28 protein-coding genes are annotated in these 22,800 nt (G+C 39.7%); 5 read left to right on the top strand and 23 right to left on the bottom strand.

Features of this window, described 5'->3' with window-relative positions; genetic code table 11:
- The first annotated feature begins 153 nt into the window (after positions 1 to 153).
- Positions 154 to 303, top strand: a complete 150-nt coding sequence (locus NXM86_RS02200) for a YuzL family protein (RefSeq protein ID WP_015865005.1) — start codon at positions 154 to 156, stop codon at positions 301 to 303.
- A 183-nt stretch (positions 304 to 486) separates the two neighbouring features.
- On the opposite strand, the gene NXM86_RS02195 is transcribed toward NXM86_RS02200, so the two are convergent.
- Entirely contained in the window at positions 487 to 1,404 is a 918-nt protein-coding gene (locus tag NXM86_RS02195; RefSeq protein WP_015865006.1) for a proline dehydrogenase family protein, read from the bottom strand.
- A gap of 161 nt (positions 1,405 to 1,565) precedes the next feature.
- Between NXM86_RS02195 and NXM86_RS02190 the strand changes: the two genes are divergently transcribed.
- Together NXM86_RS02190 and NXM86_RS02185 are read left to right on the top strand one after the other, a co-directional pair.
- Entirely contained in the window at positions 1,566 to 1,832 is a 267-nt protein-coding gene (locus NXM86_RS02190; protein WP_171698813.1) for a hypothetical protein, read from the top strand.
- Between the two features lie 18 nt (positions 1,833 to 1,850).
- A complete protein-coding gene (locus tag NXM86_RS02185; protein WP_498958573.1) occupies positions 1,851 to 2,183 on the top strand; it encodes a spore coat protein in 333 nt (110 codons plus the stop codon).
- Between the two features lie 78 nt (positions 2,184 to 2,261).
- Here the strand turns inward: NXM86_RS02185 and NXM86_RS02180 are convergent, their stop codons facing one another.
- From NXM86_RS02180 to NXM86_RS02135, 10 genes are all read right to left on the bottom strand, one after another.
- Entirely contained in the window at positions 2,262 to 2,309 is a 48-nt protein-coding gene (locus NXM86_RS02180) for a hypothetical protein (protein WP_233253011.1), read from the bottom strand.
- An 87-nt stretch (positions 2,310 to 2,396) separates the two neighbouring features.
- Positions 2,397 to 2,549: an inner spore coat protein YmaG gene (gene ymaG, locus NXM86_RS02175; protein WP_167317816.1), complete on the bottom strand. Its 153-nt coding sequence runs from the start codon at positions 2,547 to 2,549 to the stop codon at positions 2,397 to 2,399.
- A gap of 165 nt (positions 2,550 to 2,714) precedes the next feature.
- Positions 2,715 to 2,933, bottom strand: coding sequence for an inner spore coat protein YmaG (ymaG, locus tag NXM86_RS02170; protein WP_015865010.1), 219 nt, complete (start codon positions 2,931 to 2,933; stop codon positions 2,715 to 2,717).
- A 129-nt stretch (positions 2,934 to 3,062) separates the two neighbouring features.
- Complete coding sequence (gene bioA / locus NXM86_RS02165; RefSeq protein WP_498958572.1) at positions 3,063 to 4,430, bottom strand: adenosylmethionine--8-amino-7-oxononanoate transaminase; 1,368 nt, start codon at positions 4,428 to 4,430, stop codon at positions 3,063 to 3,065.
- Positions 4,420 to 5,139, bottom strand: a complete 720-nt coding sequence (gene bioD / locus NXM86_RS02160) for a dethiobiotin synthase (protein WP_498958571.1) — start codon at positions 5,137 to 5,139, stop codon at positions 4,420 to 4,422. Before bioD ends, bioA begins: the two co-directional genes overlap by 11 nt.
- A complete protein-coding gene (locus NXM86_RS02155) occupies positions 5,139 to 5,702 on the bottom strand; it encodes a biotin transporter BioY (RefSeq protein WP_498958570.1) in 564 nt (187 codons plus the stop codon). The genes bioD and NXM86_RS02155 overlap by 1 nt, the downstream gene beginning before the upstream one ends.
- A gap of 243 nt (positions 5,703 to 5,945) precedes the next feature.
- A complete protein-coding gene (locus NXM86_RS02150) occupies positions 5,946 to 6,902 on the bottom strand; it encodes a siderophore ABC transporter substrate-binding protein (RefSeq protein ID WP_498958569.1) in 957 nt (318 codons plus the stop codon).
- 122 nt (positions 6,903 to 7,024) lie between these two features.
- Positions 7,025 to 7,783, bottom strand: a complete 759-nt coding sequence (locus tag NXM86_RS02145) for an iron ABC transporter ATP-binding protein (protein ID WP_013400053.1) — start codon at positions 7,781 to 7,783, stop codon at positions 7,025 to 7,027.
- Complete coding sequence (locus NXM86_RS02140) at positions 7,777 to 8,727, bottom strand: iron chelate uptake ABC transporter family permease subunit (protein WP_062678356.1); 951 nt, start codon at positions 8,725 to 8,727, stop codon at positions 7,777 to 7,779. Before NXM86_RS02140 ends, NXM86_RS02145 begins: the two co-directional genes overlap by 7 nt.
- Positions 8,720 to 9,667 carry an ABC transporter permease gene (locus tag NXM86_RS02135; protein ID WP_498958567.1) on the bottom strand — a complete coding sequence of 316 codons (948 nt, stop codon included), beginning with the start codon at positions 9,665 to 9,667 and terminating at the stop codon, positions 8,720 to 8,722. Before NXM86_RS02135 ends, NXM86_RS02140 begins: the two co-directional genes overlap by 8 nt.
- Before the next feature lie 455 nt (positions 9,668 to 10,122).
- Here NXM86_RS02135 and NXM86_RS02130 point away from each other — a divergent pair, with 455 nt between their 5' ends.
- A complete protein-coding gene (locus tag NXM86_RS02130; RefSeq protein WP_205424450.1) occupies positions 10,123 to 10,689 on the top strand; it encodes an FAD-dependent oxidoreductase in 567 nt (188 codons plus the stop codon).
- A 430-nt stretch (positions 10,690 to 11,119) separates the two neighbouring features.
- Here the strand turns inward: NXM86_RS02130 and NXM86_RS02125 are convergent, their stop codons facing one another.
- The 3 genes from NXM86_RS02125 to tnpA are packed head-to-tail and all read right to left on the bottom strand — an operon-like array spanning position 11,120 to position 12,968.
- Positions 11,120 to 11,572, bottom strand: a complete 453-nt coding sequence (locus tag NXM86_RS02125; protein ID WP_498958566.1) for a hypothetical protein — start codon at positions 11,570 to 11,572, stop codon at positions 11,120 to 11,122.
- A gap of 14 nt (positions 11,573 to 11,586) precedes the next feature.
- Entirely contained in the window at positions 11,587 to 12,552 is a 966-nt protein-coding gene (locus NXM86_RS02120; protein ID WP_498958565.1) for a nuclease/transposase family protein, read from the bottom strand.
- A gap of 14 nt (positions 12,553 to 12,566) precedes the next feature.
- Positions 12,567 to 12,968, bottom strand: coding sequence for an IS200/IS605 family transposase (gene tnpA, locus NXM86_RS02115; RefSeq protein WP_143415135.1), 402 nt, complete (start codon positions 12,966 to 12,968; stop codon positions 12,567 to 12,569).
- A 519-nt stretch (positions 12,969 to 13,487) separates the two neighbouring features.
- Between tnpA and katA the strand changes: the two genes are divergently transcribed.
- On the top strand, positions 13,488 to 14,954 hold the full coding sequence (gene katA, locus NXM86_RS02110; RefSeq protein ID WP_328267309.1) for a catalase KatA: 1,467 nt from the start codon (positions 13,488 to 13,490) through the stop codon (positions 14,952 to 14,954).
- Between the two features lie 143 nt (positions 14,955 to 15,097).
- Here the strand turns inward: katA and NXM86_RS02105 are convergent, their stop codons facing one another.
- The 9 genes from NXM86_RS02105 to esaA all read right to left on the bottom strand — a co-directional run bounded on the left by NXM86_RS02105 (position 15,098) and on the right by esaA (position 22,785).
- Entirely contained in the window at positions 15,098 to 15,364 is a 267-nt protein-coding gene (locus tag NXM86_RS02105) for a hypothetical protein (RefSeq protein WP_498958564.1), read from the bottom strand.
- Between the two features lie 538 nt (positions 15,365 to 15,902).
- Positions 15,903 to 16,457: a T6SS immunity protein Tdi1 domain-containing protein gene (locus NXM86_RS02100; protein WP_498958563.1), complete on the bottom strand. Its 555-nt coding sequence runs from the start codon at positions 16,455 to 16,457 to the stop codon at positions 15,903 to 15,905.
- A gap of 398 nt (positions 16,458 to 16,855) precedes the next feature.
- Positions 16,856 to 17,137, bottom strand: a complete 282-nt coding sequence (locus NXM86_RS02095) for a hypothetical protein (protein ID WP_181556478.1) — start codon at positions 17,135 to 17,137, stop codon at positions 16,856 to 16,858.
- A 14-nt stretch (positions 17,138 to 17,151) separates the two neighbouring features.
- Positions 17,152 to 17,400 carry a hypothetical protein gene (locus NXM86_RS02090; protein WP_498958562.1) on the bottom strand — a complete coding sequence of 83 codons (249 nt, stop codon included), beginning with the start codon at positions 17,398 to 17,400 and terminating at the stop codon, positions 17,152 to 17,154.
- A 135-nt stretch (positions 17,401 to 17,535) separates the two neighbouring features.
- On the bottom strand, positions 17,536 to 17,931 hold the full coding sequence (locus NXM86_RS02085) for a CDI toxin immunity protein (protein ID WP_498958561.1): 396 nt from the start codon (positions 17,929 to 17,931) through the stop codon (positions 17,536 to 17,538).
- A 12-nt stretch (positions 17,932 to 17,943) separates the two neighbouring features.
- On the bottom strand, positions 17,944 to 19,059 hold the full coding sequence (locus NXM86_RS02080) for a pre-toxin TG domain-containing protein (RefSeq protein ID WP_498958560.1): 1,116 nt from the start codon (positions 19,057 to 19,059) through the stop codon (positions 17,944 to 17,946).
- Positions 19,056 to 19,370, bottom strand: a complete 315-nt coding sequence (locus tag NXM86_RS02075; RefSeq protein ID WP_498958559.1) for a DUF5082 domain-containing protein — start codon at positions 19,368 to 19,370, stop codon at positions 19,056 to 19,058. Before NXM86_RS02075 ends, NXM86_RS02080 begins: the two co-directional genes overlap by 4 nt.
- Before the next feature lie 144 nt (positions 19,371 to 19,514).
- Positions 19,515 to 20,006, bottom strand: coding sequence for a type VII secretion protein EssA (gene essA, locus NXM86_RS02070; protein WP_498958558.1), 492 nt, complete (start codon positions 20,004 to 20,006; stop codon positions 19,515 to 19,517).
- Positions 19,996 to 22,785 carry a type VII secretion protein EsaA gene (gene esaA, locus NXM86_RS02065; RefSeq protein WP_498958557.1) on the bottom strand — a complete coding sequence of 930 codons (2,790 nt, stop codon included), beginning with the start codon at positions 22,783 to 22,785 and terminating at the stop codon, positions 19,996 to 19,998. Before esaA ends, essA begins: the two co-directional genes overlap by 11 nt.
- Positions 22,786 to 22,800: the final 15 nt, after the last annotated feature.

Here is a 22,800-nt window from a genome sequence, read left to right as displayed (position 1 = left end):
TCATTCATTTTATGCTGAAAAAAATATGCCATTAAAATTGTTGCTATATTAAATATAAAATATGTTAATAATTTTCGCAATATATAAACTTAACAAATTTTGTATTCATAAGAAATTATTTTTTGGTGACGATAATAAAAGGGGGTGAGACTGATGGCAAAACTGAAAAAGAACCCTTCGGAAAGAGCAGTCAGCGCAGCAAGCGTAAAGGGTAACGCTGGTCCAACTGTGGAAACGGACGGCGGAGGAAAAAAGACGAGCCAAAACCAGCAATATAAGCGGCATAATATGCAAGGAGAGTAATTCACTCATAAGTAATATATGATGCAAAATCAAAAATATAAAAGCGATCCGCGTTACTTTCCAAAAGAAAAACGCATCACGGACAAAAACGAGTCTGCGATGCGTTTTCCATTTAGGGTTAAAAAGTTTGCCAGATGACTCTTGCCGACGTGCGGATGACCGATCTTCTCAACGATTTTACCATTATTTACGAAAAATTCCTTTAAGAACGAATGCGACGTTTGCAGGACGTTCCGCAAGGCGGCGCATAAAGTAACCGTACCAGTCCGTTCCGTATGGAACATAAACGCGCATCGTATATCCTTCACGCGCAAGCTGTTCTTGCCGCTCTGGACGAATTCCGTATAACATTTGGAATTCGAACTGGCTATTAGGAATGTTATATTCTTTGACAAGCTGCTTCGTATATTCAATGATGGCGTCGTCATGGGTCGCTACCGCTGTATAGTTTCCATTTAATAAATGCATCTTAATGATTTTTTTAAAGTTTTCATCGACATCTTTTTTATCTGGAAACGCCACTTCCGGTGATTCCTTATATGCCCCTTTGACAAGGCGCAAATTTGGGTGGTAATCTTTTAAATCTTCGATATCGGATACCGTACGGTACAAATACGCTTGCAATACCGTTCCGACATTATCATATTCTTTTTTCAACTGTTTAAAAATATCGAGCGTTTTTTGACAGCGAGAATAATCTTCCATATCAATCGTGACAAAAACGCCGTGCTGTTTCGCTGTATCTAAAATACGCCGCATATTGCGCATCACAAGCTCGTCTGAAATATCAAGCCCCATCGATGTCATTTTTAACGACAATTGTGAATTAAGCTTTTCTCTTCCAATCGCTTCAATCGCCTCGATGCAATGGTTCGCCATCTCGTTCGCTTCTTTTTCATTGTCCACGAATTCTCCTAAATAATCGACCGTAACAGCCAACCCTTTTTTATTTAATTGTTTAATCACTTCGACAGCCTGTGCGATCGTTTCCCCTGCAACAAATCGGGAGGCCCCAAAGCGCAATCCATATTTTTTCGCCAATTTAGTTAATGTCTTATTTTTCGATAAAAACAAAAAAAAGTCGCGCATCAATTGCTCCATCGTTGTACCTCCTTATTCCGCAAACGCATTCGTATTTTTATTGTAGCATGTTTTATTATTATTGAATATCTTTTTTCGACAAAATTCTTCCCTGTGTATAGTTTCCCACAAAATGAACAATCTACAACTGAAACATTCAACTTTGGAAAGGAGCACGATGTATGCAACAACAAATGAACATGCAACAACAACAAACGGTCATGCCGCAGCCGCCGCAAATGGTTTCAACGAAAGATGCGCTTTATTTTACAGACATGCTGTCTTGGAATTTGCTTGCCATGAAAAAAGCGCACTTTTTTGCATCGCAATGCCAAGACAAAGAAGTGGCGCAAGCGCTTGAAAAAGCTGGTCAAATGCATCAACGCCACTATCAAAAAATTTTAAGCCACCTACAAAATCCAAGCCAGCCTAAAATGACAATGCAATAACAATCGGGAGGAATGATCATGAACCAAAACCAAATTCAAAATCCAGAAACGCAAATACCAAAAACACCGCAAATGAATGATCGCGACTTTCTTAACGATATGTTAACAACAGAAAAATATATGACTTCCTCATATAACGTCTTTTTGCATGAAGCAAGCCATCAACAATTATATCAAGATATGATGAATATTTTTACGGAGACACAAAACTGCCAACGTGAGTTATATAACTTAATGTTCAAAAAAGGCTGGTACAAGCTTGAAGTAGCTGACCAACAAAAACTGCAACAATCGTATCAGCAATTCCAAGGATACACAAATCAATTCCCATATCAAAATACAGTTCAGTAATACTAAACCTTCAGGCAGCGAAAAAGCCATGATTGCACACATCATGGCTTTTTCGCATTCGCGCGCTTCTTCATTCCATTATTTGATTTCCGCAACCAACTGCTTCATTTGCTCCTTCGCCTCCAGATAAAGCTCACTCCAATGTTTGGCGAGACTAGGTGCTGATATGTTTCCCGTTACAAAGCACCCCGCGTATTGCGAGGACGCTCTTTCTCAATACCAGAATCCACTATACGGATAATAAGGAGGGTATGGATAATACGGTCTTGGACGATAGAAAAGCGGCAACGCTAGCGTACTGCCGAGCAATCCGCCTAGAAAGCCGCCTAAAAACGGACCTCCGAAAAATACTCGTGGATATACCATCGCTATTCCTCCTTCCCAAAAAATAAAACTGGACACCAACATGTTATGTCAATGAAAGGCAAAAGGAGCTGGGAAGCTGCCCACTCTTTCACAAGCTTTTCTTAAAATATGGATTTGAAAAAGATCAAAGCCTGCCATGTAACCGGCAGGCTTAAGCAATGTTTATTACCAATAAGGGAATCCGTATCCGTAACCACCATAACCGCCATAACCGCCATAGAACGGGCCTGTTAGCGCGCTGCCCAACAGCCCCCCTAAAAAACCGCCAAAGAACGGACCGCCAAAACCAAAGCCCCATCCCCATGGACGCCAGCCAAATCCCCACCATGGACGGCCAAAACCAAAGCCCCATACTCTCGTATCTTGTAAGTTTATATCATTCATGCTCCTCTCTCCTTTGCTGATTGTTTTCTTCCCTTTCAATATATGTAGGACAAACGCCGAGGGCATGGGCGATTGACCGTTTGGGCAAAAAATAGGCTGCCTAGACGCTCTAGGCAGCAATGAAAACCATTATCGAACGACTTTGGCCATTTCCGCGATCGAATCAAAAAGGATACGGACTGCTGTTTCCATCTGGTCCTCTGTCATTGCCAACACTGGAATAAACGTGATCACCGGACCGAGCGGACGAATAATCAATCCGCGTTTTCGAGCTTCTAGAATAATACGATGTTCGACCATTTCGGAGCGCGGGAAAATCTGTTTCGTGTTTCGATCTTGAACAATTTCAATTCCTATCATTAATCCTTTTTGGCGAATATCCCCAACAATTGGAATTTCATAAAGCTTCTCTAGCTTTTTTGCCAGCCTTTCTGCTTTTTTTCTTACGTTTTCTACAAGATTTCGTTTTTCGATGAGTTCAATATTTTTTAAAGCGACAGCACAAGACAACTGATTGCCTGTATATGTATGACCGTGATAAAATGTCTTGTCTTCGTCGACTTCTCCTAAAAACGCTTCATACACTCGATCCGTTGTTAATGTGGCAGCTAGCGGTAAATAACCACCTGTAATCCCTTTCCCTAAACAAACGATATCTGGCGTTACTTGTTCCTGTTCACAAGCAAACAGCGTGCCCGTTCTTCCAAACCCGACGGCGACCTCATCGCAAATAAGCAGCACCCCATATTTTCGACAAAGTGTTTCAATGCCTTTTAAAAATCCTTTTGGATGTGTAATGATGCCCGCAGCTCCTTGAACGAGCGGCTCCACGATCACGCCGGCGATTTGTTCATGTTCACGCTCTAACACATCTTCAAGCTGTTGCAAACAATATCTGACAATCTCCTCTTCATCGCCATATCCGTCCATGCGATACACATACGGAGAAGGAACTTCAATTCGTTCAAACAACAGCGGCTTAAAAATGCGATGGAATAAATCCATTCCGCCGACACTCACAGCGCCGACCGTATCACCATGATACGCTTCCTTTAAAGAAACAAATTTATTTTTTGCCGCATATTTAACTGGATCAATGTTTTTCCAATATTGGTACGCCATTTTTAGCGCAATTTCCACAGCGGCAGCTCCCGTGTCGGAGTAAAACACTTTCGAAAGTCCCGGCCAAAGTTCAATCAACTTTTTCGCCAATAAAATCGAAGGCACATTTGCCGACCCAAGCAATGTCGAGTGCGCGATCGTTTCTATCTGCATGTGCAAAGCTTCATTTAATCCTGGATCATTATGGCCGTGGACGTTTACCCATAATGATGCATATCCGTCCAAATATTTATTCCCATTGACATCAAATAAGTAGCTTCCTTGCCCACGCTCAATAATCAGCGGATGTTCTTGCACGTATGTTTTCATTTGCGTAAACGGGTGCCACACATACTCTTTATCCCATTGTTCTAATTGTTCATAACTATACCGCAACAGAAAGCACCTCCTGTAACAATTGCTTTTGCTCATTATTCTTTAGCCAACGTTCCGCCAACTCCATCATCGCATGCTTCGTCACATTCTCAAGAGATGGCAATTTAGCGATGACCGGCAACCCCAACATTTTTTGTATTGTTTGAATATTATTAACATGAATGATGCTTTCGGCATCAAATTGATTGAAAATCAATCCGAGAATACGAATGCCTTGCTGCTGTGCGTAAGATACGGTTGTCACCGTATGATGAATGGCGCCAAGCCCTGCTAAGGAAACGATGATAATTGGAATGTTGTATTCTCTAATCAAATCGTTGGTCATATAAAACCCTTGTTCCTTCTCTATTAATGGAACAGCTAAACCTCCCGCCCCCTCAACAAGAACGATGTCGTATTGACGTTTCCATTGTTCGATTTTTTCCACTATCAACGCCGGGTCAATAGTGGTATTCGTTAATGTTGCTGCTAAATGCGGCGAAACGGCGGGTTCCATATAATATAGCCCTTCTGATTGCGCCAGTCCAACAACCTTCTCGTACCAATATTGATCCGCAAATGAAACTCCATCTTCCGCCAAGCCGGTTTGAATAGGCTTAAATATTTTTGTATTTAACCCCATCTTTTGGAAAACAAAAGCAAGAAAAGAGGTTGCCACCGTCTTGCCAATCTCGGTTCCTGTTCCAGTGATAAATATTGCTTTTCCCATTAGGAAACCACCCCTTGCTTGTGAATGACGATGTGAAGACGCGGCAGTATACGTGCAACAAGCACGGAACAAACCGCACATAACAGCAGATCTCCCGGCACAGGAAGCACAAAGCCAAACCATAACGTTTGCCCAATAGTAAGCGGCTTTTCCACGATCCATTTCATCGCCATGTACAACCAGGCACATCCGAAGCAATAAACAACAAGAAGAGTAGACAAATTCGCTAGAAAAATAGCAGCCGCTTTACGAAATTGAAAGGTTTTCATCATCCATCCATTGACATAGGCCCCCACAACAAAGCCGATCAAATAACCAAACGTCGGCTTCAACACATAGCTAGGTCCTCCACCTTCCGCGAAAACTGGCGCTCCCGCAAGACCGATCAGCACATAAACAAGCTGGCTCAACATCCCAAGCTTCGGCCCTAATAAACATCCCGCTAAATAAACGGAAGCGATTTGCAACGTAAACGGCACATAGGGAATCGGAATTTTGATAAACCCGCCAATGGCCGTAAGCGCGGCAAACAGCGCCGTCAGCAACAATGATTTTGTTTTCATTTCTCTCCCTCCAATCCCATATTTTTTCTCTTATTTTGCCTGACAATCTATTAAATGTCAACTTAATTTTATTTATATGTTAACATATAGATAAAAAGAAAAACTGTACTCCGGTGATCCAAGCTCACTGGACGAAGAACATAATTTTCCACCAGCCAAATGATATTTCCGATGCGCACAAGGATAGGGCAAACAAAAATAAAACGGCTAACCATTCTTTCCAAGGTTAGCCGCTGAATGCCATTATTCGATGCCTTTTTCCACTTCATTGATCATTTCCGCAACAGAAATGAGGCCGCCGCCGGCAAGATACCAATAGTTCGGATTTAAATAAATGATGCGATTATTTTTATAAGCGTTTGTCTTTTTCACCAGCTCGTTTTCAATCGTTTGTTTTGCCGACGGTTTTCCTGCCACTACTGCATCGCGATCCACCACAAATAAATAATCCGGGTTTTTCTCAGCAATATATTCAAATGAAATGCTTTGGCCATGTGTCGATACTTCAATATTCGCATCGACCGGTTTAATGCCAAGCACGTCATGAATAATCCCAAAGCGGGACCCTGGGCCGTATGCGCTTACTTTTCCGCCGGTCGTGAGCACAATAAGCGCTTTGCCGCTCGTTTTTTCTGCCTTCGATTTGACCGCTTCGATTTGTTTATTAATGCTTTCTAATTCCTTTTCGACTTCTTTTTCTTTTCCAAAGATTTTACCTAACGTTTTCATATTATTCGCGAAAGAGTCTATATAGTTTTTCGTATCAATTCCCATATAAACCGTTGGGGCAATTTCGGCGAATTTTTCATAGGAATTGGCTTGGCGTCCAGAAATAACGATTAAATCTGGAGAGATTTCATTTATTTTTTCAAAATCTGGTTCCATCAACCCTCCAACGTTTTCATACTTACTATCTTTATATTTTTCAAGATAAGATGGAAGGTTGGCTTTCGGAACGCCGGTCACTTCAACACCAAGCTTATCCAATGAATCAAGAGCGCCGAAGTCAAAGACAACGACTTTCTCTGGTTTTTTCTTTACTTTTGTTTCCCCTAATTCATGCTTGATCGTTATTTTTTCACTATCGTTTTTCGGGTTCGAGCTGCTTGCGTTTTTTGCATTGTCTTCGTTCCCGCACGCTGCCAGCAATATGGCAGTGAAAAGCGCCACGAAAATCGGCAACCAACGTTTTTTTAGCATCACAGATCCCCCTTGTTTTTATATCATAATAATATTTATTTTCAACAGCTTTCCCGCACCTTTCCGCGAGGGGCGCCCAGTCTCGCGAAATATATGCGAAAAAAGCTATATGAAAAACAGAGTTATGCAAAATAAACACATATTTTCTTATCATGGATCGTTTCAATATGAACGTCCATATCATAAATGCCTTGCAATACGCCATTGCTCATAATTTCTGATGCTGTTCCCTCGCGAACCACTTTCCCGTTTTTAAGGGCAACAATATAATCAGAATAACAGGACGCAAAATTAATGTCGTGCATGACAACGACGATCGTTTTTCCAAGTTCATCCACCAATTTTCGCAATACTTTCATCATTTGCACACAATGTTTCATATCTAAATTGTTTAACGGCTCATCGAGAAAAATGTAGTCTGTATCTTGCGCGAGCACCATGGCAATATACGCGCGCTGTCTTTGTCCGCCGCTCAATTCGTTCAAATAACAATCTTGCAAGTCCTCCAGCTCCATATACCGAATCGCTTCTTTGACATACTCCCAGTCTTCGCGCGTCAGTCTGCCGCGTGAATACGGGAACCGTCCAAAAGAAACGAGTTCTTTCACCGTCAGCCGGATTGCAATATGGTTTGATTGTTTTAAAATGGAGATCTTTTTCGCCAATTCATCGCTTTTATATTGGCTAATTTCTTTTCCTTCAATTCTGACTTCGCCGCGGTCTTTATCGATAAGACGGCTCATAATCGATAACAGCGTGCTTTTTCCCGCACCGTTCGGCCCAATGAGCGATGTTAATTTCCCAGTCGGGATCGTAATCGACACGTTGTCAACGACGTTTTTTCCACCGTATTGCTTATAAACCCCTCTTACTTCTACCATGCTTTCCTCTCCCTCAATAAAAGATATAAAAAGTAAATTCCGCCAATTAAATTCACTATCACCGTTATCGGCGTGGAAAATGTGAACACTCTTTCCACTAACAGCTGCCCGCCAACTAACGCAACAACGGCAAACAGCATCGCGCCAACAAGCAAGTAACTATGCCGGTATGTTTGCAAAAACGTATACGCTACGTTCGCCACAATGAATCCTAAAAACGTAATCGGACCGACTAACGCAGTAGAGACGGAAACAAGCACGGCAACGACAATGAGCAACCGCTTGACGGTTTTTTCATATGGAACGCCTAAATTAACCGCATGCTCTTTTCCTAGCGAAAGCACATCTAAATAACGTATGTAAGAAACGATATAGCCAATCATCAGCGCAATGACAATGCCTGCCACCAATAAAAGCTCTGTTTTCATATTGTTAAAGCTCGCAAACATGCGATCTTGAATCACAAAAAATTCGTTCGGATCGATTAAAAATTGCATAAAGGATGTCACGCTTTGAAAAAATGTCCCCATAATCATTCCAACAAGGAGGAGAAAATAAATCGTCTGCTCTTCTTGTTTAAATAAAATGGAATAAAGCAATACCGCAAATCCCACCATGAACCCGACGGAAACGAGAAACTGCACGTTCGCGTTCATCATTGTCAGCGTCGTCGACCCAAAAATAAATACAACAAACGTCTGAATCAACATATAAACCGAATCAAACCCGATAATGCTCGGCGTTAATATCCGGTTGTTCGTGATCGTTTGAAAAATGACGGTAGAAGCGGCAATCGCACATCCTGTCAACACCATAGCGGCAATTTTTTCACTTCTTGACCGAAAAACATAGTCCCAGTTGCCTTTGACATCCGTAAACAAAAACACCATAATCAGCGACAAAGCGGCAATGCTTAACACGATCAGCTTCCTTTTGTTAGACATATTGCTTTCTTCTCCTTACTAACAAATACAAAAATACGCCGCTGCCAATGACTCCTACCGTCAAACCGATCGGGATTTCATACGGATAAATAACAACGCGCCCGAAAATATCGCAAGCCAACACGAAAATTGCTCCTGAGAATGCCGTCAGAGGCAGGACTTTCTCTAAATGATCTCCATAATATAATGTGACAAGGTTTGGAATAATCAATCCTAAAAACGGCAGTGTCCCGACCGTCAGCACCACAACAGAAGAAGTAGCAGCCACGATGATTAATCCGACATTGACGATGGACCGATAATGAAGGCCTAAATTTGTCGCGATTTCTTCTCCCATTCCTGCTATCGTAAAACGGTTCGCATACATATAAGCGACAATCATAAGCGGAACACTTAAGTAAAGTAGTTCATACCGCCCTTTTATAATCATGGAAAAATCGCCATGCAGCCATGACGAAATGGATTGGATTAAATTGTACTTATACGCGAAAAATGTTGTCATAGAACTGATGATATTGCCAAACATTAAACCGACAAGCGGAATAAAAATGGCGTCTTTATATTTCACTTTTTCAAGTATTCTCATAAAAATCATCGTACCGGCAAAAGCGAATAAAAATGCGACCGTAACTTTCAGCAGTGGACCTGCGGAAGCGAACAAAATCAATGACACTAAAATTCCTAACCTTGCACAATCCATCGTCCCCGCCGTCGTTGGCGAGACAAACTTATTTTGGCTTAACTGCTGCATAATTAGCCCGCAAATACTCATGCTGGCACCCGCAATAATAATGCTGATCAATCGCGGAATCCGGCTGATTATTAATACTTCTACGTCATCCGCTTTCAACATCAGCAAATCGGCAAGCGAAATATGCTGGACACCGATAAATAAAGATGCAACTGCTAATATGACGAATAATATAAACAGCTTTTTCATCGTTTTTTCCTCTAATGCACCCTAAATGATTTTAATAATTATTATCAATTAAAATTGTATTAAGACAATCTCCTATTGTCAACATTTTTATGAAAAAGATTCTCATTATCATAAAAAAAGGGACTGGCCAACTAAGAAGCACAGTCCCTCCAAATACCTATATACTTATTTATGTTGAATAATTTTCGTTCCGCAGCGGCAAAGGATAGAATGTTTCAACCGGCGAATCGGTTGATGGCATTGTTCGCAAATCACTTGTTTTCGCATGTTTTCGCTCTCCTTTAACTGTTTACGAATGATTATTGTTATCATTTATTATACATATTATTTTTAAATAATCAATATCAAATTATAATTATTTTAAATAAAAGAGATGCGATTCATATTAATTGGATGGAAACAATGAACATGTTATAATAAATATTGGAATATTCTAACGAAAAGGGGATGAACCGATGTACGATATCGCCATTATCGGGGCTGGACCTGCCGGGGCAAGCGCGGCCATTTTTACCGCAAAAGCAGGAAAGAAAACAGTATTAATTGACAATGACAAAAGCATGACAAAGCGTGCCTGGATCGAAAACCATTATGGCGTTGTGGAAACTACAGGGCCGGATTTAGTCGAAACCGGGAAAAAACAAGCAGCAAAATTCGGAGCAGAACTTGTCGTTGGCCAAGCCACCAACATCGAAAAAACAGAAAACGGCTTCCGCATTCAAACAGACAACGGTACGTTTGAGGCAAAACACGTTATTTTGGCAACAGGAATAGCAGTCGATCTTGCCGAAAAAATCGGCGTGAAAACAAAGCCAGGAACCGAGCCGCGCATTAAAACAATTATTGATGTAGATGAGAACGGACGCACAAATATCGATGGAATTTGGGCGGCCGGAACAGTGGCTGGCGTCAGCGTACATACCATTATCACCGCTGGCGATGGAGCGAAAGTGGCCATTAACGTCATTAGCGAATTAAACGGTGAACGGTATGTGGATCATGATGTATTAAAAACAAAATAAAAGCTGCCCACAAATGTGGGCAGTTCTTCGTTTATTATCCCTTCTCGATGCTTCGATACTTTCCCTAATAACAATAACGGATCTCTCGCTTCGTCTTTCCTCAAATCGTCCGTCACTTCGCTCAATACATCGTAAATTCTCCAATATAGGAGCTATGTACATTAGGATGTCCATTTACCCATTGGAAATTTACATAGTTGTCCGGCAAACGGACGGAAAAGATCTTCTTGCTTCCTTGTCAAAATGTTGAAGGCAAATTAACTTGGTCGCTGAACCTCCCGATGGCTAAAGCCACGGGGTTCTTGTGTACTATAGAGCTTCTTCCATACCTTCACATGGACACTGACTCTAGTTCCACAAGACTTTCATGGGCAAACACCTTACTGATGCTTAGCGCCCTGTGCGCCCGGTTCAAGACGCTTTTTGTTATTCAAATTCCCATACTGCTTAATAATCTATTTCCGCTGTTTCTTAATCGTTCAATTTCTTTATCATGAAGCTGCTTAAATCTTTCCCATGCCACAAAACATCTTTCTCTATCAATCTCTTTTAAATTATCTTTTACATTCATAATCAAAAATGCACTATATAAATCTCGTTGAATTTTAAAATCACCAAAATCATTCCAACGTTCTGATAATTTCTTTTTATTATATACGCCTGTAAAATGATTATATTGGCTCGCTTTTACAGAAAATGTATCAACAAATTTTAACTTTTTACTTTCATAACTTAATTTTCTGTCTAATATAGTTAAAAACATACTCGGAGCTTTATTTGCTATACTTTTACCAAATCGTTTTTTACTTTTATATCTTCCATTTTTATCTTTAATAGTTTCTTTTGTTTTTGCTTGCAATGCTTTATAATTCATTGTTTCCACTTTAATATCTTCTCCTAAGATAATATCCAATTAGCTAATTTATTATGATCTTGTTTACGTTTTTCAGCTAATTTTCTTTGTAATTCTGCTAACTGACTTTTCGTTTTGATATAATTTTTGCTCCAAATCCATTTTAAATTATTTTTCTTAATTGTTCTATTTTCATTATATTTATGCGGATTATTTGCGCGTCTTTGACGGTCTAACTTACGTTGTAATATTCGTTTTTCTCGTTCAATATCATCAACACTTGGAGCAAGTTCTAATAATTTAACATCTTTTTCAGAGCATATAGCTATTGTTTGTGTACCAATATCAATTCCTACAATACCTTTATTTCGCGGATGCTTAACTTCTCCTATTTTTGAATTAATTTTCTTTGGTGGTACTCCTTCAAGAATCAATTGAAGATAGTATTTAATCTTACCTCTAATAAGTTTACGAACAATACGACAATATTTTATTCTGTCTTGTAGTGCTATATGAGCATAAATGTCATTTTTCTTTATAATTACTGGAATATTTAATCCAATCCATTGTAATTTATTATTTTTAAAACGGATTCCTGTACTATTAGATTTACCTTCTAATGAATCCATTTCATTATATTTTTTAAATCTTACTTTTTCTGCATTATCAAATATTAATTTTTCTATTGCTTGCCATGCTCTTGTTGCTATCTTTTGAGCTGTAAATGAGTCAATATTTTTCTTGAAGTGTTGTTGCATTGGCTTAACAAATGAATGCATAGCATATTCATAAAATTTAAAATTTATTTCTTTTTTAGTTTTTTCTTGTTTTATAAGTACCCCGTAATTTTTATCGTTTTGCGATTTTTTATAACGTTTTAATAATTCATGTAAACAGGCATTATATAACTGTCTACCTATTTCAAATCGTTTTTCTAAAATATATTCTTGCCATGGTTCAGTTTTTAATTTTAATGTTAATACATAACTTGTAGATTTTGTTTTAGCCAATGCAACACACCTCCTTAAATATTTTTCTGATTTTCAATATATTTCATTACTGCCTCTTCTGAAATATAACCGACTGTACAACAAAAATAACTTCTAGTCCAAAGCGAAGGAAGTCTACTCTTTAATGACGGGTATTTTTCTCTTAATATTCGACTACTTCTCCCTTTGAATGCTTGTATTAATTTATGGATATGTTGTCGTGGATCAAAAGAAATAAACATATGAACATGATCTGGCATAATTTCTAACGCTTTAATTTCAACATCATTTTCTTTCGCTACTTTATACAAAATCTCTCTTAAATCTTTTTCAATATCTCCAACTAATACTTTACGTCTATATTTTGGACAAAATATAACATGATATTGATTTAAATAAACAATTCCTTTCTTATGAGTATATTTATCGTTTGACATTAGATAATTACCTCCTATCTAATGTCTATTATACAAATTATTAGATATATTGTAAGTATCTAATGAAAATATTTTTAAAATTTTAATATCACATTATTTCATCCCAATGACTAAAGTCATGGGCTTTCATAATGCAGTTTTCGTAAATCATACTAATTCTCTTTTATCAGGAGTCATATGCATAAATCAGACGTTTTTTTAATTAAATGAAGATGCAAAACTCATAACGGATGCATAAATGCACATAAAAATCCGCCACCTTGAAAATCATTCAGCAGCCAAACCAACTACCAAAGGATGGACACTATCATGATTTTCAGTTGGAGCGATAATATTGATAACAGCTTATGCATTTTCGTACATATGGCAACTTAATTATCTGAATAGTTGTTATATTATTTTAAATATGATTTTATTATAAATATATTTTTATAATTATTATAAATAAGTATTGACTTTAATTTGAAAAATGTTATCATTTGTTATGAAGACGAAAATGAAAATAGGGGGAAATAAACGATGTCAGATAAAAAAAAGCTCACAACTAGTTGGGGAGCACCTGTTGGCGATAACCAAAACTCGATAACGGCTGGTAATCCCGGACCGACATTAATCCAAGACGTACATCTTCTTGAAAAACTGGCACATTTCAATAGAGAACGCGTTCCAGAACGTGTCGTACATGCGAAAGGCGCAGGTGCGCATGGTTATTTCGAAGTAACGAACGATATGTCGAAGTATACAAAAGCAAAAGTGTTTAATGGTGTTGGAAAACGCACACCTGTGTTCGTCCGCTTCTCTACTGTCGCCGGTGAATTGGGATCTGCGGATACCGTCCGCGACCCGCGCGGTTTTGCGGTGAAGTTTTACACAGAAGAGGGGAACTACGATATTGTAGGCAACAACACACCAATTTTCTTTATTCGTGATGCGATTAAATTCCCGGATTTTATCCATACACAAAAACGCGATCCGCGCACACATTTGAAAAATCCAACAGCAATCTGGGATTTCTGGTCTTTATCTCCGGAATCTTTGCACCAAGTCACTTATTTGTTTGGGGATCGTGGCATTCCGCTCACTTACCGTCATATGAACGGATACGGAAGCCATACATTCAAATGGGTGAATGAAGACGGCGAAGCGGTATGGGTAAAATACCACTTTAAAACAAACCAAGGCGTCAAAAACATGGATCCAGAACTAGCGGTTAAAATCGCCGGAGAAAATCCGGATTACCATACGGAAGATTTATATAACGCTATCGAAAAAGGCGACTATCCATCTTGGACATTATATGTGCAAATTATGCCGCTAGAAGACGCAAAAACATACCGTTTCAATCCATTTGACGTCACAAAAGTTTGGTCACATAAAGATTATCCGTTAATTGAAGTCGGCCGTATGGTATTAAACCGCAATCCGGAAAACTACTTTGCCGAAGTCGAACAAGCGACATTCTCTCCTGGAAACCTTGTTCCTGGCGTTGAGCCGTCACCAGACAAAATGTTGCAAGCCCGTTTGTTCGCTTATGCGGATGCGCACCGTTACCGCGTCGGCGTGAACCATAACTTGCTGCCGATCAACCGCCCGCGCGTGGAAGTAAACAATTATCAACGTGACGGCTTCATGCGTTTTGATAATAACGGCGGCGGTTCTGTCAACTACGAACCAAACAGCTTCGGTGGTCCAACGGAAGTACCGGAGCATAAAACAACTCCATTCCCGGTATCCGGCGTAGCTGAAAGCGTGCCATATGACGACGATGATCATTATACGCAAGCAGGAGACTTATACCGTCTCATGAGCGAGGACGAAAAAGCGCGCCTTGTGAAAAACATCGTTGAATCAATGAAACAAGTAACAAAAGAAGAAATTAAACTTCGCCAAATCCGTCACTTCTACAAAGCAGACCCTGATTATGGACGCCGCGTTGCGGAAGGACTTGGCTTGAGCGTCCCAGACGATGTCATTACAAACGCGTAATCATTGATGGAAAAAGGATAAATGTCGCAGGTAGACTTGCATCCGTGTCTGGCACACTAAAAAGAGCCTCAAGGAAACCCTTGAGGCTCAAAGTATTTTTTCGAACATTTTAATTCGTTTCAACACCTTAACTTTGATTTAAGTTATGCAAAATAGTACGTATGAACCAAGTGGAGTCGATCACTGTTTATTTTCCTCATAGCATGTTTTCTAACAAATTCTTGAATATCATCCCAATTATCAAGTTGAAGAATTTGTTCTAACTCTTGCTGAAGTTTTTGTCGATATTTACTCTCTTCAGTTGAATTAAATTCTTTGACGAGTGTTTCTAATTCCTCATAGTTGGCACTTGGGTTAAAATAACATTCAAGAAAATATTTGAAAGTATCGTATTTCAAATCTTCATTCAAGGATATCACCTTCTATTGTATTTAATACATTTTGTTTCATAATATACCTCCGTTATTTACTGGGTAGCCATGCATGTTTCCTTACCAACAATGGAAATTCCCACGAAAGCGAGATTCGCGCACGCTGGCAGTCGTCTTCCGCATCGGTGACATGCTCAGCTACTGCTTCCAACTCTTTCGGATTGACTCGAATCGTCAGTATTATAGCTCCACTATCTTTCGCTAATTTAGGCGATTTCCTTTCTCATTTCATAAAAAAGAGTACCTGCACAGAGTAAATATGAAAATTGGCTCAATTTCAGAAAACAGACCCAAAATAATTTGAAAAAAAATACCCGAAATTAATATGCTAATTTAAATTAGGGTTATATTTGTTAGTAACGGAGAAAGTGGCTTATTAGGCACTGATATCCTCCGCCAAAAAAGAAACCTTGAAAGGCATAAAGCCCATCAAGGCTGAAAATAGAAGTAATCTAACAACTAATATAGATAATGTTTACTGAACATTGATTGATCAAGTTAAGATATATTCTAATATTTATTCTATGGGTCCCATAAATTGGGTGATTAAATAAATATGTTCAATCAGTTTAACCTTTTTCAAGTTCTCTACTTTTTCTGGTCCACCTAATCCAAGAAGAGGTACGTAGCCAAAACATTCATCAAACTCTGGTTCCCCATATCTCTTAACCGCCTCTGGATAAGGAAACCAATTTAATTCCTCATCTAAAAAGGTCTCATCGTTTAAATCCTCAAAGAAAAAATCAAATCCAGCTGAAATAACATTTACCTCATTTTTTCTAAAGTTCAACAGGTTTAAATATCTCCCCTTTTCCCAAACGATTATATCTCCCATTGATGTAGCGAACAACGGAATGGCTTCTTGATATCGTATATATACGTCTTCTAAAAGATCTTGAAATTTATCAGGATTAACTATTTTTAGATAACCTTGTAAAAAACTACCAAAACCGTATTGTTTCCAAATATCAACAATTTCTGAAGGAATTCTTTCTTTATACTTCTCAACTGTTGATATGGAGACTTTCTCTTCTAATTTAAAATGATTAAATATATTTTGTGTATCTCCCATTAATAAGTCACCTCAATATTTTAGTTTAATATTTTTACGAAACAAACTTTTTCATGCGGGGAACGATTACGGTGAAGAGGATGATCAGAAATCCCAAAATGAAAAAGCCGAACAGCCATGGCAGAAACGATGATGATATTGATTCCGTCTTATCCCATTGTTGACGAGACGGAACCGATTTGTTTGCTTACGCTGACAAAAGAAAAATAGCTGCAAAACAGGGGCGTTTCTCCCTGTGTAACGTGTCCGTTTTCTTGACATAATACCAAGTATTTTTCAATGAGTAGCTTGGCTCAATTTCACTTTACTTTATAAAACCTTTATTTTAAACAACCATTCGTTTGAAATAAAAAAACTTGAAGGCATATAGCCTATCAAGGTCTTTGTTTTAAATCAAGTTACCTCCATCTCCAATTTATTTCCCCGTCTTCATACACAGCCGGCAAATAAATTCCTCTTTTATTTTGATGATCATCCACAATAAACCAATTATCATCTTTCAACCATTCTTCATTATATTCACTTTCTTTAAAATCGTTTTCTTCACTCGTAAGAGCCTTAAAAAACTCTTTAAACTTTACTATATTTTGATTAGGTATAAGTTTACCATACATCCACATGCCTTCAGTGTTGATATCTTGTATTTCACCTAGACATTCATCTTGGAAATATAAAAACATAATATACTCACTCCTTAGGAGAAAATTTTTATGAATTTGTTAGGTATTTCTCCTCTTATTAAATATTCATTGTCTCTTGTGGTCCAAGTTAACGCTTTATTTTTCCAAAAATCAGAACAAGTGCTATCTCTCTCAATTAATTTTCGAATCTGTTTTGGGGATAAAATAGCTACATTTTTAACTTCTCCTGATCTAATCGCTTTTCTCAAAGCAGAAATATCTAATTCATAGTGGAAAAAGTCTGTGACGAGCTTCGCATTCATCAATGGTCGAACCTTCAAGTTAAAAGTGTATAGATATAACCATTGTTGCTTTATCCAGAAATTCTATAATAAAATGCCTCAAAAGAGATTTAATATCTCCTTTGAGGCGCAATATTACCATATCACCAGCTTCTTTTATCTTATACCAACCCATACTTCCCCTTCATGGTATATTTCTATTACATATCCTGAAGCTGGTGAAAAGATCCAAGTATCAAAACTAACCGCCGTAACATCATCAATAACTTCTAAAACCTTTTTTAAATCAGACTTGATAATGGGCAAAGTCCCCTCGTCCCAAATTATATAGACAACTGGATCAAAATTTTGGTAACAATTTTCCAGATAAGCTATTATATCATCTACAGTATTTACATTTTCTTTTTTACTAACCTTGTCCCAATCAATACGCCCCCATTCAGCAAATGGAAAAGAGCTTTCCAAAGCATCAAGAACTTTCTCTTTTTCACTATTCATTAAAATTTCAGCATCTTCACCTAAGGCTTCAATACATTCATCTAATAAAGTCATTCAAATTCACCCTTATCTATTCAAGTGTTTTAAATAAGCTTTAAAAGTACTTTCATTACCTTCAAAAGGTATTACATATTTTTTAGCTTTAAGCCCTTTACCCTCACGAAAATCTTCTACATTAATATGTGGCCCTTTATTAGGGTCGTAGTCTAATCTCCATCTAACCTTTCCATCAGCAGATTGCCTACCCACAACTTTTCCGTACCCTGCACTAGATTTAAGAGTACCTATATATGGCTTTGAATTTGGACCTAAATCCCCTACTAATTCAAGTGCTTTATTTCTAGCTTGTTCATACGTTCTTACCTTATCAAGTATTTGTTCACCTTTGCCAATACCCTTGGCAATCACCTGATCCCTCGTTCTGCCGACGATATTCATCGTCGTTCCTTTGGCTTCCCTCTCAGCCCCGCTCATCCACATGCGGGGTGCCGGGCCGATTCCCGCTAAGGCCGGCTGTGGTCCCTGCAGGACAGAGCCAACATTTTCGAGAAGGTTCTCCCATTGCTTTTTGAACGACCGGATTGTTTCGGTGATTGGCCCTTTGATGACTTGGTGATAGATCGTTTGTAAGGCTCCTTTGATTTTATTAACATTCAGGACGTTTTTCGTTTTCGAGATCCATTTCGAAACATCCGCTGCTGTTCCCGCCACTTTCGCTCCTTTGATCGCGGCTTTGCCGGCGACGCCTGCTCCTTTGACCGGAGGAACAAAAGAAGCCAATAACATTCCTCCCGCAAACAGGCGGTCTCCCCAGGAAAGCCGTTCCCCTGTCACCGGATCATATTCACCAAACAATCGCTGCAAGTCATACCAGCCACTAAGCTCCAGACCAAATTCTTTCATGTTGTCGGCAAGCGTTTGGTCCGCCTGTCGTATTGCCGCGGCTGTTCGATACAGCAGTTCTTCCGCTTCATTTAGCTTTTCCTCATAACGGTCGAGCCAATGAATCAGTTCATCTCTGAGACTATCGATCGCAGCAGTGCTAATGCCGGGAATCTTCATCACCAACGATGGAAATTCCCACGAAAGCGAGGTCCGCGCACGACTGCAGCCGTCTTCTGCATCGGGGACATGCTCGGCTACGGCTTCCAGCTCTTCCGGATTGACTCGAATCGTCGTCATTGTAACTCCTCTATTTTTCGCCGAAGGCGGGCGATTTCCCTGCTTATTTCATGCAAAAGATCATCTGCGGTCGTATAAATGCGTGCCTCAATTTGCCGCAAGTCCCCGTATACCAATTCATACGCTTCCCTCGCCTCTCCCTGCCAATGCGGAACATACTCGTCATTTGCGCGATAAAAAGAACGAGCGCCATGTTGAAATTCCTCCATCGCTTCTTTGACCTGCCCCTGATAAGATTGCAAACAATCGATCATCATCTCATAGGCCCAACGTCTCAATTCTTTTTCAGCCGATTCCAATAAAGACGCCACCTTGATTCCTCCCCCATATACATGCTTATTTAAATGACAACACAAGGATAAATCATGATATATTCCTATTTTTCCAGATGACAATATAGAGACTTTTTTCTTATCTATGATTCTGCGATGTGAAACATGCCGCAAATAATCCGTTTACGAAACAAACTTTTTCATGCGCGGAACGATTACCGTGAAGAGGACGATAAGAAATCCTAAAGTGAAAAAGCCGAACAGCCATATCAAAAACGAAGAGGATGTTTGTTCCGCCTCGTCTGATCGTTGACGAGACGGAACCGATTGCTCTTCGACGGAAGAAAACAATCCTAGTTTCTCGGCTTTGGCAGCAATCGTATTCGTTTCTTTTTCTCCCGATAAAAACAACTTCGCTTTTGTTTGTTCGAAGAAAGAAGAGGTTGGTCTTTGAAATGTGAGCGATGTTTGCACCTCTGGCAAATCTCTTTTTTCATCGAGCAGCGACTCTTCATGAATATAATCCGTACGTAATTCGATGTCCTGCCGTTGATATTGATTTGGTTCAATTTCCGGCCACTTGTCCGTTTCCGCGTAAACCGTCACTCCCATCGCAGCCAATACAGAGCAGAGGAAGGGGAAAAAGAACATCACAAGGCGTCCTTTACGCTTCATATGTTTCCTCCTCCTTCTGCAAAGCGGCCAAGTGCTGCTTCAAAAACGGAACAGCGGACATGAGCAGTGTGACAACTCCTAACGTAATGACAGCTGGATAAAATGCTTGCTGGTCTCCATATTGAATCGACATGTACGTTTCTGATATCGGATGGTCAAAGCTAAAGTTCGGCAATACTAAGTCGAGCAATGGAGTGATGAAAAACAGGATTAAGCCGACTCCAAGCACCCAACCAATAAACGGTCCGATGGAAAAGGCCAAGCGAACAAGAGCGGAACAGAAGAATAACAAGATAATGGTAAAAATGCTCCACTTGAGCGCCTGCACGTCTTGCATCGGATAAATTCGCAATCCATATGTGCTGATGATGAAACCAACAAGCAGGTTCATCATGATCAGCAACGCTACCTGCATCATGAGCGGAACGGAAGAATAATAATGCAGGAAGAACCCAATGAGCATGCCGCACAGCAAAATAATGATAAGCATTACGACAGGCGGAGTGTACGTTGTTTTCTCTTTCGGAATATCTCCGCTTACTTGTACCGGATTGGTTAAGTAATCATATACATATCCGTTTGTTTGTTTGTCTACCATCGTATTGTCTAACAGATTATATACATCATTTTTAATTTGTTTGGTTGTATTGACATTGGTTGCCCATTTGCTGTTCAACTCATCCGCACGATCTTGGACCGATGCCACTTTTTCATGCAGCTCATTTGTATAATCGATAATCCGGTCTTGCCCTTCGGCAATGGATGTGACCAAATCAGAAATTTGTGCGACGTCTTGCAGCGCATTTTGCTGGATGGCAATAACAAATTCACCATCGTTGGCTCCTGGCGTCGATTGTATTGTTCCTTCTTCATCCATGGTTTGCTGGAGCTGTGCTGTTACTTCATTCGCGGCGTCGTTTAGTGATTGTAATTGTCCCATCAACTCTTCTTGCACTTTTTCCACATTTTCATCATATTGTCGTATATATTCAAGCGTTGCTTCAACAAAAGAATGAACGTTATTTTCGACCGCTTCTGTGCCTTGCAAAGAAATGGCCGAGTCATCCTGCAACTGATGAATTCCGCTATGAATGTTCGATAAAGTTTGGAAAATCCTCGCTTTTTCCTTCCAATTTAAAATCAGCTGATCCACGAGTGCTTCATCAAAATTCCCCGTTCGCTTTAACGTATCCTCAAAAATCGATAACCAAGAAAAATAGGCGAGGAGATTATTCATGTTTCTGCTTTGAATAGCCGGCTGAAAGTAAGCTGATAATTGTTGCTTTCGCTCTTCGGATAACGCCGGAGACTGAAGAATAGCTTGTTCTTTTGCGATAATTTGCTGAACCACTGTTTCTTCCGATTGTCCATTGTCGTTATTCGCCTGCACGGCCAATTGCTTTGCCAATTGCGCGTATTTTTCCTGCCACTGCTGCTCGAGGGATAACTGTTTTTGCCATGCTTCTTTTGCATTTTGCATTTCTATTTGAAGCTGATTCATGGCATTGTCAATATCCCCCCAGCTTCCCGATGTACCTTGTCCTCCCTTCGTCTCTTGCGGCTTTACCGTTTGTAGCTTGTTCTTTAAAGACGCCAGCTGCTGTTCGAGCCCATTCAGCCATTGCCCGTTTCCCGGCAGTTGTGGCAGCTCTCCCGGCATCGGCTGTTCATTCGGTGCTGATGGAGGTGTGGCGGATTGCAGCCGTTGCCGTAGCGGAATGAGTTTTTGCTGTACTTCGTCCAGTATCTTTGCATCTGTTTGTTGCTGATATTGACGGATAAGGTCTTTTTGTGACTCCAACAGTCGTCCAGCAACGTTTGAATTTTCCAGCTGGTTATAGAGATTCGTCAATACCTCATGGCTGTTCATAACCGTATTGCGCAGTGTAGACACAGATTCGAGCAAGGTTTGGCTGTTTAATTCCAACTCCGGTTTGACATTCCATGGCCGTTCTACGACGGAACGTACTCCCCCGGTTATCATCGTTTCATACTGACGAATTCCTTCTTGAATGATGTCATGCTGCCGTTGCTGATACTTTTTATACGCCTGAATATCCTCGATAAACGAAGCAATTTCCGCTTCCGCCTGCTCCAAACCTTTTAACGTATCGTTGGAGGAACTTTCGGCGTTTTTCGAAGATGAAAGCAGCTGTTCAAGCATTTTCTTTTGACTCTCGATCTCTTTGGTTAATTTGACAGAACTTGGGGTGTAAAAATCGTACATCGTCTTTTGAAAAGCAATTTCTTTTTCCAAAATAGCACTAAATTTTTTGCGAATATCTTCTACCGCTTGGCCGACATAGCTCCAATACAGCGTAGACATCTTTTGGTTGATCGTATTTTTAGCTGCCTCTAACTCTCTCTGTACCCGCTCCCGATTTTTCGCCTCGAGATTCGGCTGGATTTTATATTGAACGGTTGCCTTTAGCGGCCGTTTTTCATTAAAGGTTAAAATGTTTCTGGAAAAATCGGATGGCAAATAAACGACAGCGTCATATTGACCGTCCGCTAGCCCTTTTTCTGCCTGACTGCGATTAACGACGGACCACTGATAATTAGAATTGTCATCAAGAGCTGGTATAATTTCTTTGCCGAATTCGTATGTTTTCTTATCATAATCGGCTCCTACATCTTCGTTGACTACCGCGATTCGGTTCGTTGTCTTCTCTGTTACCTTCATTGGGTTATGGCCAATGAAGGTAAAAAACAGTACAGGAAGAGCAACAATAAATACAATCTTCGCAATCAGCTTGACGATTTTCCATTTTTCTGTCATATGCTTCACCTGATT

This window comes from Geobacillus sp. CX412 (assembly GCF_027942335.1).
Lineage (GTDB): Bacteria > Bacillota > Bacilli > Bacillales > Anoxybacillaceae > Parageobacillus_B > Parageobacillus_B toebii.
The sequence above is the reverse complement of the archived record's forward strand: the minus strand, read 5'-3'. Positions and strand labels throughout refer to the sequence as shown.